The sequence below is a fragment of the Desulfocicer niacini genome (genome assembly GCF_054657595.1).
Genome location: NZ_BAAHYK010000018.1, coordinates 39,294 through 51,787, shown reverse-complemented (window position 1 = coordinate 51,787; position 12,494 = coordinate 39,294). Strand labels below are relative to the sequence as shown.

Genomic DNA, 12,494 nt, shown 5'->3' with positions numbered 1-12,494 from the left:
AAGGCGACTACCGAACAAAATCGCCAGACTCGATGAACCGGTTGTATTCCCTGCCGGGGACAACCAATGCCGACCCCATTGCACAAGCGTTAGTAATAAACGCACCCAAACACTATTGATAATGCCCATACACAGGCCCGACCGCAGCCCCAGGCAGAGGTTCAACCGGATCATCGCGTCTAACTGTCAAATACATTTCGTTCCAGAACAGCGGCAATTCCAAGACCGCCACCGCCGCATATGGTTTCCAGCCCATATCGGGCATTTCGTCTTTTCATCTCATGAAGCAGGGTGACAAGTACCCGGGTGCCGGTGCAGGCAATGGGATGTCCCAGAGAAATCCCCGAACCGTTCACATTGATTTTTCCATACTGTTCCGGCCCCACACCCATCTCTTTCAGATCCGCAAGCACCTGGGCCGCAAAAGCTTCCTGGATTTCAATAAGGTCCATCTGGTCCAGGGTCACATCTGCTTTTTGCAAGGCTTTTTTCACAGCCGCCGGAACGGTTTTATAGGCACGTTTGGGATCTTCTCCGGCAACGGAACAACTTTTAAGGGTGGCAAAGGGTTTAATGCCCAGTTCAGCCGCTTTTTCAGCGGACGTGATCACCACGGCTGCGGCACCGTCGTTTTCCGTGGAAGAATTCCCCGCCGTACAGACACCGCCCATTACCGGTTTTAATCGCATCAATTTTTCCATGGTCGTGTCGGGTCTCGGATTTTCATCCCTGTCCACCACCAGGGGATCTGCCTTGGGCTGGGGAACAGTGACCGGCACCATTTCATCATCAAACTTACCGGCTTCCATGGCGGCACAGGCCTTTTGATGGCTTTCCATGGCCCATTGATCACAGGCCTGTCGGGAAATTGACTCTTCTTTGGCCCCGGTTTCGGCCCAGGACATCATGGAAGGAAGAATGCCGTATCGTTCTTCGGGCTGGGACATGACTCTGGCCCTCTGGATACGATCATAAAAGGGCAGGCCCCACATGGACAGGTCGCCATGTCCCCTGGGCATACCTTTTTTACCACCAATGCCCCATTTCATGCTGCCGGGAAGATAAAATTCCGCGTTACTCATGCTTTCAACACCGCCTGCCACTACGATTTCCGCCTCGTCTGATCGAATCAAAGATGCGGCAAAACGAACCACATCCAGCCCGGTACAGCATCGACGGTCCAGGGTAACTCCGGGGATCTTTTCCGGCCAACCCGCCTTTAAAAGCGCCATCCTGGCGATATTAACATATTCACCATTTTGATAAGATTGGCCCATGATGACCTCATCCACCTGTCCAGGGTCAAGATTAATTTTTCTCACAGCTTCCCCAAGTACCAGGGATGCAAGATCATAGGCTTCTACGGATTTAAGCGCCCCCATATACCTGCCCACCGGGGTTCGAACGGCACTGATAATGACTGCTTCTTTCATATCCCGTATCCTTTTACTTAGAAGGCATTGTCCTGTACCACGACGATTTCCCTGCTGTTACGCTGACAGATCTCAAGGGTGGCCAAGGTATGCGGAAGGGTTATGTCCACATAATAGGTAGCCTGGAGCACTTTCCCCCTGTAAAAATCGTTCTTTTTGCCTTTCTTTTCTGTGTAGGGATAAGCGATGAGGGCCATATCCAGCAGCACCCAGGTCATGGCAATATCCGCAAATGCGGTGAGGGCAGGATAGGTATAAGATGCCCACTGCAGGGGGTCGCTTTCTTTTCTTTTTTGAAGTTCTCCGGCGGTTTCCCACAGACTATTTGCAACCCCTTCAAGGGCCCTTACCTTATCTCCCAGCTCGGGATGTTCTCTGTTTTTATCGCAAAACCGTTTAATCTCATTTTGAAAGGCTTTAAAAGCAGCACCATTTTTATGGGTCATTTTTCGTCCCAGAAGATCCATGGACTGAATACCGTTTGTCCCCTCATACAGAGACATGATTTTGGCATCCCTTAAATATTGTTCCAGGGGAAAATCCTTGCAGAAGCCATATCCTCCCAGACATTGAATGGCGGTTTCGCATACGCGAAATCCCATGTCTGAGCAATGGGCTTTAATGATGGGCGTAAAAAAATCCACCAGATTCATATGGTGCTCTTTTTCTTCACCTTCCGGCAGTTCTGCGGCCAAATCCGCCCGCATCGCCGCCGTATAAATCATGGAGCGCATACCATCCACACAGGCCTTCATCCACAACAGATTCCGCCTAATATCGGGATGATCAATGATGAAAACATCCCCTTTTTTCCTGCCGGCAATATCCCTGCCCTGAACACGACTTTTTGTATATTCCAGGGCATTTCTGTAAGCGGTGCTGCCCAAGGTCATTCCGCTGACACCGGTGTTTATTCTAGCGGCATTCATCATCTGAAACATGTGGGCAAGACCGTTATTTTCTTTCCCGCACAGATAACCGATGCAATCATTGTTGCTGCCGAAATTCAGCACTGCCGTGGGGGACGCATGAAGCCCCAGCTTTTTCTCCACATTGCCGCAGGTAACATCATTAAATTCGCCGGGAGTTCCGTCATCGTTGAGCCTGAATTTGGGGACCACAAAAAGGCTGATGCCCTTCACACCCTGGGGGGCACCTTCGATTCTTGCCAGTACGAGATGAATGATATTATCGGTGAGGTCATGGTCTCCCCAGGAAATAAAAATCTTTGTGCCCACAAGTTTGAAATGATCTCCCTCACGCGTGGCTGTGGTACCGGTGGCTGCAAGATTGGAACCGGCATCTGCTTCCGTAAGACACATGGTGCCGGACCATGTACCATTAAACATTTTGGGGACATAAAGCTCTTTTAATTCCTCTGTCCCAAAGGACTCAATGAGATGGGCTGCCCCATGGGTGAGGCTGGGTGCCATGTTAAAGGATTGACAGGCACCATACATAAGATCGTTTATGACCACACGCATCATGGTGGGAAAGCCCTGTCCCCCGTATTTAACGTCCCTGGCAGCGGCGGTCCAGCCGTCGGCACCATATTGCTTAAATGCCTTTTTAAATTCAGGGGGACAAGTTACCTTACCTTTCTCAAATTTAACCCCCCATTTTTCGCCTATTTCGTTGAGGGGATCCAGGACACCCTTGGCAAAACTAAATGCTTCGGAAACCAGGAGATCCAGGGTTTTCTCATTAAGATCGCTGTATTTATCAAGCTCGCAAAGTTGCCCATAGTTCAATTGTTCTTTTAAAATAAAAAAGATATCTTTCTGATTAACTTTATAATGTCCCATCTATTTTGATCCCTTCCGTGTCCCGTCTTCATTATATTCATACCACCCCTTACCTGTCTTACGTCCCAGATGTCCGGCCTTTACCTTTCTTCTGAGCAGTAAGGGAGGATAAAATCGACTGTCTCCCGTCTCTTTGTAAACCGCCATCATGGCACCATAGGTTACATCAAGACCGACCATGTCTCCGGTCTCAAAAATTCCCATTTTTCGTCCGGATCCCAGGCGCAATCCCTTGTCAATGTCTTCGCAGCTTGCGATGCCCCGTTCCACCAGCTTAATGGCTTCAATGGTGGAAGGGAAATTAATGCGATTTATGACAAACCCAGCGATATCACGATTGACCATGATGGGCTCCTTGCCTATTTTCAACGCAAAGGCCCTGCCCATCTCGGCCGTTTCATCCGAGGTTTCAATGCCTTTGATAACCTCCACTGCCGGCATCATGGGAACCGGGCTGAAAAAATGTATGCCAAGGACTTTTTCCGGACGACCGGTTACGGCGGCAAGCTCACTTATGGGGATGGCAGACGTATTGCTGGCAATGATGGTATCGGCATGGCAGACGGCATCAAATTTTTTAAAAATTTCATGTTTGATTTCGATGTTTTCAAACACCACTTCAATGGCCAGATCCGCATCTGCGCCCATCTCATAATCGCCTGTGGTTTGAATCCGGTTCATGATGGTTTCTTTGTCCTCGGAAACCTTTCCCTTTTCAACAAATTTCCCCACGGACCATGCGATACTTTTCTTTGCTCTGTCCAATGCCTCCGGGGAAACATCATTCAGGATCACCTGGATACCTGCCTGGGCGCAGACCTGTGCGATGCCACTTCCCATCAATCCTGATCCCACCACCATAATCTTATGGATAGTCATATTATTCTCCTGATTTTATTTAACCCAAGGTTCAAGTTTTTGGGGGCGCAGTCCCATTTTCCCGGTTCGACGATTAATCAGGGAGGGGTCAGCCTTGCGCTATTGGCGCTTTTGTTTAATTTGACTTGAAACACAGGGCCTTGACCAAATCAAAATCATACAAACCTGACCCCGTTGGCCTCACCAACTATGACAAATAAACCTTATTGTGATCAAACCGGAAAAATGGGAATGCGCCCGTTTTTGTTGGCCGGTTTTTTTAACTTAATACAGATAGCAACTACTCTGCCAACTGAACTCACAATAGATAAAAAAACGCTTCCAACAGATATCTTGAGAACCCAAACAAGTTAAATATTAAATTATATCGAAATCTTACAAAAATATTGCGCAAACTCTCAGGGACACTTATTTTTGCATCTGAACATCTGGAATTTTTGTGATCCCTTTGTATAGAATCATCTACGCATTCGGACGATCAGTTCCATAAGTATTTAATATAAAAAGATAAAGAATAGATATGCATACAATTCTATACCTATATAGGATTATATACGGTATCTTATTAATTTGGGGCTTAATCACAACATGGGCCACTTTGGGGAAGGATCAGGCTTGCAAAATAGACAGAAAACACTTGAACATCGAGTGAATGTTATTCTCCTGTAAAATACCAGATCAAAATCATTTGCCTGAACATCATCAAAATTCCATTCGGACTTGCCCATTTCAGACTGGTCATGATATGTTTTGAAGCATTGGGAAAAACACCTATAGCGGTATAGTTCATGCTCAAGGCTAAAATTTAGAAGTGTACATACTGCAAAGTGTTACGCCACGGCATCTTTGGAGATCCCCAACACTAAAATTGAAACTTTGACAGTGCAACAGGGTAAAAAAACAGGTATCCGTCAAAAACAGTTTACACCTTCTTGCCCGCCCTTTGCAGTGGGGGGGCAAAAAAAATAGATTCGTTGTGGGCTCATATGAAGGATGCCAACAAACAGGGCAAAAAGGAATCTGCCATGAAACCTTCCAATTCTGACAACAGACGCAAATTTGACAGGGTCGAATTTTCAACCCCCATAAGAATCATAGTCGATATTGATGGAAAAGCCGTGGTGCTGTCCGGCAACTCAAAGGACTTGAGTCTGAAAGGAATCTATGTTGACACCAACCAGCGATTCGATCCGGGTACTCGCTGCTCGGTGAAAATCCATCTGACCGGAAGCAATGAAAAAATAGAATTGAAAATGCAGGCGTCAATTAGCAGGCAAACAGATAAAGGCATGGGCATTATTTTTGATTCCATGGATGTGGATACCTATGCCCACCTTAAAAACATCGTAAAGTATAATTGTACGGAAGAGTCCAGGTAAACGAGTGCTTACATAAATTTTTTTCGGGCCTGATCACTTCATTGGCTTTTCAAAAACGTATAGTATAGAAGCATACCACACCCGGCAGTTCATCCCCTGAGCTAAAAATTAAGGGGTTTTCTTCCCAACCTTAAGGATTGTTCATGCCAGTGCTGAAGAAAATGCCAGTGCATCCGAAGAAATGAATGCCTAGGCGATTAACATGAAAGGGTATGTAGCGGAATTAATTCGCTTGGTAGAAGGTCCTAAATAACTACCACAGGCAGAACTTATTTTGAAACCCACCGATAATTCCCCGAACACAAGCCTACCCCCTCACAAACATCTTGCTTGAGCCATTTTTCGGCAGGCAGACAATAAAATTAAAGGCCTACCGACAACGGTAGGCCTTTTTATTCTAACATGGAAAACCTGGCCCTCTGGGCTAGGATTTTTACTGAGCCAATAAAATTCATACCGGGATATGTACATGCCATCCCAAGCTCTTTCCGGCTCTTCAAAATGATCTTTGACACACTTGTAAAAAACAAATCACATCATGAGCTGACCATGGCAATTATTTACCCCCAAATCCCTCATCATCCATTTCAACCGGCGCTCCACAAGTATCCAGAATACTATCTGCAATGCCTGCGCTGACCGGCAGCGTTGAACGAATAAAAAATTCGGCGGTTTTAATTTGGCCTTCGTAAAAAGCTTTGTCTTTTTTCTTGACTTTCCCCTCAAGTTTTTCCGTGGCCACAATTGCCCGCCATAAAAGCATCCAGGCCATGACCACATCACCGGTAAGCTGCATGAATGGAGATGCATGAACATACCCTTTCCGTATGTCCCCTCCCGTTGAGACCCCATGAAGATGCCGGGCTGCTTTTGTCCATTTTTCCATCACAGACCGGATCTTATCCACAAGCCCCTTGGTCCCATCGAGATTTTTCGCCGCGTTCAGGGTTTTTTCCATCTCACCGATCAGATCGGTTAACAGCTGTCCATTTTTCAATGAGAGCTTCCGACCCAGAAGATCGATGGCCTGAATGCCGTTGGTCCCCTCATAAATTGAAGTAATGCGAACGTCCCTGAGAAGCTGCTCCACCGGAAACTCCTTGGTGAAACCATATCCGCCGAAAATTTGAACCCCCAGATTACACACATCAATGGCCCGGTCTGTCACGTATCCTTTGGCAATGGGAATGAGAATATCGATGAGGTTCTGATATTTTTCCCTCTCTTTGGGATCGTCCACCAGATGTTTCCAATCCTCTCGACTGGCAATGTAATAATGCAGGCTACGCATCCCCTCCACATGCATCTTCATGGTCATCAACATGCGACGAACATCGGGATGATTGATTATGGCGACCTGCTTTTTATCCTTATCTCCCAACATGGAGCCCTGTAAACGGGTCCGGGCATAGTCCAGGGCGTAAAGATATGAGGCAGATGAACAAGACAACCCCTGGCCCCCGGTCAAGAGGCGTGCTTCGTTCATCATCATGAACATTATGGCGATGCCCTTGTTCTCTTCCCCGAGCAGGGTACCTGTGCACGGGCCCTTACTGCCCAAGGTCATGGAACAGGTGGGGCTTCCGTGGAGTCCCATTTTTTCTTCGATACCGGTACAGACAATGTCATTGCTATCACCCAGGGTTCCGTCGTCATTAACATGAAATTTAGGTACCAGAAACAAAGAGATTCCTCGAATGCCGGGTGGGGCCCCTTCGATGCGTGCCAAAACCGGATGGATAATGTTATCGGCAAGGTCGGTCTCGCCGCCGGAGATGAACACTTTATTTCCAACAATGTTATATGTACCATCGGGGTTTGGGGTGGCGATGGTGGTCATTGCGGCAAGATCCGATCCGGCTTCGGCTTCGGTGAGAAGCATGGTGGCACCCCATTCACCACTGTAAACTTTTCTTAAATAAAGATCTTTTTGCTTTTGTGTTCCAAACGCTTCGATCATTTTGCCGCTGCCGTGGTTTGTAACGGCCAGCATCAACAGAGACATGTTGGCGGCCACGAGGTATTCTCTTGCCGCCATGGCCAAAGTTTCCGGCATGCCTTGGCCACCGTATTCCACGCTGCGATCCATGGCCATCCATTCGCCTTCCACAAGGCATTGCCATGCATGCTTATAGCCTTCAGGAAGCGTGACGGCACCTTTCTCAAAATGGCAGCCTTCTTCGTCACCGGTCTTCCAGGTGGGGTAGATCTCTTTTATGGCAAGATTTCTGGCCTCGTTAACCACCATATCCATGACTTTAGGGGGAAATTCTTCAAACTTTTCATGTTTGCTTAGATTTCCCGTTTCATACATTTCATGGAGGACAAAGGTGATATCTCTGCGATCGGCAAGTATTTGCGCCATGAAAAACTCCTTATTACTCGATGATCAAGTTTTTTTATATTGACATATAATGGGGAGGGGTCAGCATCAAAGATGCTTTCTGTTTATCAACCCCAGGCTGCCATTGTTCCTAAATTTGGGCCTGATTCAACGGTGGATTAAAAACTGCTGAGTCCCTTAAACAGGTTTTATAGGTAACTTCTCAATAACCTCGGGCTGATAAAGGCTGACTACCCTTTAAGCACCGGGTACTATTCAAAAGAACTCACTGAATGCCCGGACTTATTGAGAACTGATTTCTATAGTAATTTAAAAGGATAGCCCTTTTTTGCAACACAGTCATCGGCAATTTCCCGCAGCAACCGGATGGTATCAACGGGTGGGGGAACCAAGAGCCCTGAAACCGCGGACAATTCATCACCAAGGGAATCAGCGTCACAAACAGCCGGTAAAATGCGATTGGTAAGGCTTATGAGACGATCATACAAACGGCAACCAAGGTACCGTACAATCTGGGCTGCGATTTTTCCATTGCGAGCTTTTTTCCCGCTGCTGAGTCTGACCGCCCTGAGATATGCGCTTTCAAAGGCATAAAGCTCAATGAGCATATCACTGAGCATACCTGCCAGCTCCTGCTCTGCACCCAGTGACTTTCCATGAACTTGACGAAGCAGCCCCACCACATATCGAGTAATGCCTTTGCCCGTGGCAAGCATTTGTTTGGATAGATCAAGACTTCCGTCATCCTGCTTGACAGGCTCAAGTTGTTTAAGCACTGAACGAAGGACATCCAGATCCGACTCCATCTCCAGCCTTTCTTTAACAAGACGTTTAAATAAGGTGTTGGCAATGGTCAAGCGATTGATCTCATTGGTACCTTCCCAGATGCGGTTGATGCGTCCGTTGCGAAAGGACAGTTCAGCGGGATTCTCGTATATATAACCGTAACCGCCAAAGATTTGGATGGACTCGTCAGCCACATACCCCTGGGTTTCCGAACCAAAAATCTTCATGATTGAGCATTCAATAAGGTACTCTTCCAGACCAGCGGCAGTCGCCCGACCGATGTCTGATGTGGACATGGGACCATGTTTAATCACATCGTCGATCATTTTGGCCGTGCGGTACATCATGCTCTCACCGGCAAAAAGTTTGGCGGCCATCATGCCGATTTTTTCCTGAATCATGCCAAACGAGCAGATGGATCTGCCGAACTGTTCTCTCTGCTTTGCATAGCGAACCGCTTCACCAAAGGTGCTGCGCGCGTTACCCATGGACACCGCACCCACCTTGAAACGTCCCATGTTCAGCGCATTCATGGCCACAACACTTCCTCGGCCAACCTCTCCAAGGACATTCTCCACCGGAACCTTGACATTGTTAAAGATAACGGAACGGGTGGAGGTACCTTTCATGCCCATTTTATTTTCTTCGGCATCCACAGAAAGACCGGGGGAATCAAATTCCACAATAAAGGCGGTGAACTTCTCTCCATCCACCTTGGCAAAGGTGAAAATAAGATCGCCAAAACCGGCATTGGTGATAAAGCACTTGGTTCCGTTGATCAGGTAATGAGATCCGTCTTCACTTAATACAGCCGTGGTGCGGGGATTAAGAGCATCTGATCCGGCATCCGGCTCAGTCAGCCCAAAGGCTCCGATTAATTCTCCGGATGATAATCCCGGCAGATATTTTTCTTTTTGTTCTTTTGTGCCGAAAAACACCAGTGGCAAGGTCCCGATGCCGGTATGATTCAGTTCCGTGATGGTGAACGATCCGGCTCCCTCTCCCAGCTTGTCGGAAATAATCAAAGAGCTGATCTTGTCCAGGGCCATGCCATCGTATTCTTCAGGCACATCGGCAGCCAACAATCCGATCTCACCGGCATTCTTCATCAACAGCCGACTCAATTCATTGTTTACATGCTCGATCTCATCTCCGCGACTCTGAAGTTCTCCAACAATAAACTCTTTGACTGATTTGGCGATGGCTTTGTGTTCACGGGTGAAGTCCTCCGGAATAAATATATCTTCGGAGGATATTTCACGAGTCAAAAATTGCCCGCCTGCAACTGAGTTACCCATATTTTTATTTTCCTTTTTTTAGTAATTTTGTTGGGGGCGGCATCATGCCATTACCAGGCGCTGATTCCGCCATCCACGCCGATAATTTGTCCCGTGACATAGTTTGAAGCCGCTGCCGAAAGAAAGACAACAATCCCGCCCAGCTCTTCGGGTTTACCATAACGTCCCATGGGAACATCAGCCAGAATAGCCTCGCCCTTTTGATCAAAGGTTGCCTGGGTCATGCGGGTGGGAAACCATCCCGGTGCAATGGCGTTAACCTGTATACCGTGACATGCCCACTTTACTGCCAAATCCTTTGTAAAGGTATTGATGGCACCCTTGGAGGTATTATAAGGAAGCGCATCCATATAACGCGGATCCGTTCCCCTGGCACCTGAGTAGGAGGAAATATTAATAATTTTACCGCTTTTTTGCCGGATCATCTCAATTCCCACTTGTCGGGTACAACGAAAAGTGGCGGTGACATTCAAAGCAAACACCTTTTCCCAGGCCTCATCGGATATCTCTTCCGGCGCTCCGCCCCATGTGCGCCCTGCATTATTGAGCAGGACATCAATGTGTTTGAACTCTTCCATGGTTTTGGAAACAATCTTATCAACCGCCTCCGGGTTTGTGATATCGCAGGCCATGGCCATGGCTCGACCGCCTATTTTCTCCACTTCGTGGGCAACGCTCTCGCACTTTTCCGCCCGGCGTGAAAAAACCACGATATCCGCACCGGCCTGTGCCAATGCCATGGTCATGGAGCGACCGATACCGTCGCCGCCTCCGGACACCATTGCCACTTTGCCGCTCAAGTCAAAAAGTTCTGGTACTTTCATGAATTCCTCCATAAGTATGACTCAGTTGGTCAATGGATAGATCAAGCCCTGTAATCGTAAAAGCCGGAGCCTGATTTTTTCCCAAGCAGCCCGGCCAAAACACGTTTTTTTAATAAAGGATGGGGCTTATAGGCATCACCAAAATCACGTGCCATGGTTTCCATCCCGTGCATGGCAATCTCCGCACCCACCAGATCAAGCAATCGACAGGGCCCCATGGGATGTCCGGCACAAAGTTCCATGGCCCGATCAATGGCTTCTGGTTCATTTCCTTCCTGGACCATTTTAACTGCTTCATTCATTAATACATCCAATAAACGACTAACGATAAAACCGGCATAATCAACGGCCGGAATGGGTTCCTTGCCCAACCTCTTAATGTAGTCCGAGGCTACCTGCATGGTCTCATCGGTGGTCAGCTGGCCCCGGATCACTTCCACACCCTTCATCAAAGGCACAGGATTCATAAAGTGAATGCCCACAATTTTTTCACCACGATCCGTGACACCGGCAATTTCAGTAATGGGCAAAGCCGAGGTATTGGAAGCCAAAATGGTTTCTGGACGGGCAGCCGCAGCAAATTTTGTAAACAGATCGTGCTTGATACTTAAATTTTCAAACACCGCTTCTATGATCAGGTCGGATTGTTCACATACCTGGGTCAAATCCGTTGTATGTTCAATACTGGACAGGGCCGTATCTGCTTGCTCCTGGGTCATTTTCCCTTTACTTACAAATTTATTCAAGCTTGCAGCAATGCCGCTTTTGGAACGTTCCAAACTTGCTTCACTAACATCTTGAACCAGCACGCGGTATCCGGCCACGGCACTGACCTGGGCCACACCACTGCCCATCACACCTGCACCCACAACTCCAACGGTTTTGATTTCCATTTTCTTTTCCTTTATGTTTTAAACAGCGCCCATGAATGTATTTCGTAAATCTTAAACGCTCATTTTACACGCCTTTAAATTGAGGTTTACGTTTTTCCATAAACGCGGCCATGCCCTCTTTCTGATCCATGGTTCCAAACAGCATGCAAAACAGATCCTGTTCCATCTGCAGACCATCTTTAAGAGAAACCCCAATCCCTTTTCGCATGGCAGTCTTGGCCGCACGCAGCGCCATCACAGGACGTTTACATATTTTATCCGCCAATGCCGCCACCTCTGCCTCAAGAGCCTCCGGCGGAACCAGGGAATCAACCAACCCGATTTGCTTTGCCTCTTTTGCATTAATGGTTTCCCCGAGAAGCACCATACGGGTTGCGGCACTCATTCCCACTAAACGAGCAAGGCGCTGGGTTCCCCCTCCTCCGGGGATGATGCCCAGTGTAATTTCCGGCAAACCCAAAACAGCACTTTCATCGGCCACACGAAAATCGCAGCACAATGCCAATTCACACCCGGCACCCAAAGCATAACCGGAAATAGAGGCTATGGTGGGTTTAGGCAAATCGGCCAGCCGCTCCTGAACCCTCCGGGTAAGGTCAGCCAACTCGCAGGCCACGGCAACATCTGCGGTGGCCATGTGGGCAATATCCGCACCTGCAACAAATGCCTTCTTATTTCCTGTCAACACCACCACATGCACCAACGGATCGGACTCGCACGCCACCACCGCTTTTTCTAAATCAAGGAGAACTTCAGGATTCACAGCATTATATTTTTCAGGCCGGTTGAATTGTATCCGTCCCACACCATTATCAATAGTTAAACTAACGTAATTTTTACTCATGGCTCACCA

The 12,494-nt window shown here is 47.7% G+C and carries 9 protein-coding genes; 1 reads left to right on the top strand and 8 read right to left on the bottom strand.

Features of this window, described 5'->3' with window-relative positions; genetic code table 11:
• Window positions 1-179: 179 nt before the first annotated feature.
• From ACYQ2M_RS11405 to ACYQ2M_RS11395, 3 genes are read right to left on the bottom strand one after another with little or no spacing between them, the layout of a single operon-like run.
• The gene (locus ACYQ2M_RS11405; RefSeq protein ID WP_459916469.1) at window positions 180-1,433 is read right to left on the bottom strand and encodes an acetyl-CoA C-acyltransferase; all 1,254 of its coding nucleotides are present in this window, start codon (window positions 1,431-1,433) and stop codon (window positions 180-182) included.
• Window positions 1,434-1,450: 17 nt separating this feature from the next.
• Entirely contained in the window at window positions 1,451-3,238 is a 1,788-nt protein-coding gene (locus ACYQ2M_RS11400) for an acyl-CoA dehydrogenase (protein ID WP_459916468.1), read from the bottom strand.
• On the bottom strand, window positions 3,239-4,117 hold the full coding sequence (locus ACYQ2M_RS11395) for a 3-hydroxyacyl-CoA dehydrogenase family protein (protein ID WP_459916467.1): 879 nt from the start codon (window positions 4,115-4,117) through the stop codon (window positions 3,239-3,241).
• 1,025 nt (window positions 4,118-5,142) lie between these two features.
• Here ACYQ2M_RS11395 and ACYQ2M_RS11390 point away from each other — a divergent pair.
• On the top strand, window positions 5,143-5,496 hold the full coding sequence (locus ACYQ2M_RS11390; protein ID WP_459916466.1) for a PilZ domain-containing protein: 354 nt from the start codon (window positions 5,143-5,145) through the stop codon (window positions 5,494-5,496).
• A gap of 556 nt (window positions 5,497-6,052) precedes the next feature.
• Here the strand turns inward: ACYQ2M_RS11390 and ACYQ2M_RS11385 are convergent.
• From ACYQ2M_RS11385 to ACYQ2M_RS11365, 5 genes are all read right to left on the bottom strand, one after another.
• On the bottom strand, window positions 6,053-7,861 hold the full coding sequence (locus ACYQ2M_RS11385) for an acyl-CoA dehydrogenase (RefSeq protein ID WP_459916465.1): 1,809 nt from the start codon (window positions 7,859-7,861) through the stop codon (window positions 6,053-6,055).
• Window positions 7,862-8,139: 278 nt separating this feature from the next.
• On the bottom strand, window positions 8,140-9,924 hold the full coding sequence (locus ACYQ2M_RS11380; RefSeq protein WP_459916464.1) for an acyl-CoA dehydrogenase family protein: 1,785 nt from the start codon (window positions 9,922-9,924) through the stop codon (window positions 8,140-8,142).
• A 50-nt stretch (window positions 9,925-9,974) separates the two neighbouring features.
• On the bottom strand, window positions 9,975-10,748 hold the full coding sequence (locus tag ACYQ2M_RS11375) for a glucose 1-dehydrogenase (RefSeq protein ID WP_459916463.1): 774 nt from the start codon (window positions 10,746-10,748) through the stop codon (window positions 9,975-9,977).
• 41 nt (window positions 10,749-10,789) lie between these two features.
• The gene (locus tag ACYQ2M_RS11370; RefSeq protein WP_459916462.1) at window positions 10,790-11,641 is read right to left on the bottom strand and encodes a 3-hydroxyacyl-CoA dehydrogenase family protein; all 852 of its coding nucleotides are present in this window, start codon (window positions 11,639-11,641) and stop codon (window positions 10,790-10,792) included.
• Window positions 11,642-11,705: 64 nt separating this feature from the next.
• Window positions 11,706-12,485 (bottom strand): enoyl-CoA hydratase/isomerase family protein, encoded by a 780-nt coding sequence (locus ACYQ2M_RS11365; RefSeq protein WP_459916461.1) that lies wholly within the window; start codon window positions 12,483-12,485, stop codon window positions 11,706-11,708.
• Window positions 12,486-12,494: the final 9 nt, after the last annotated feature.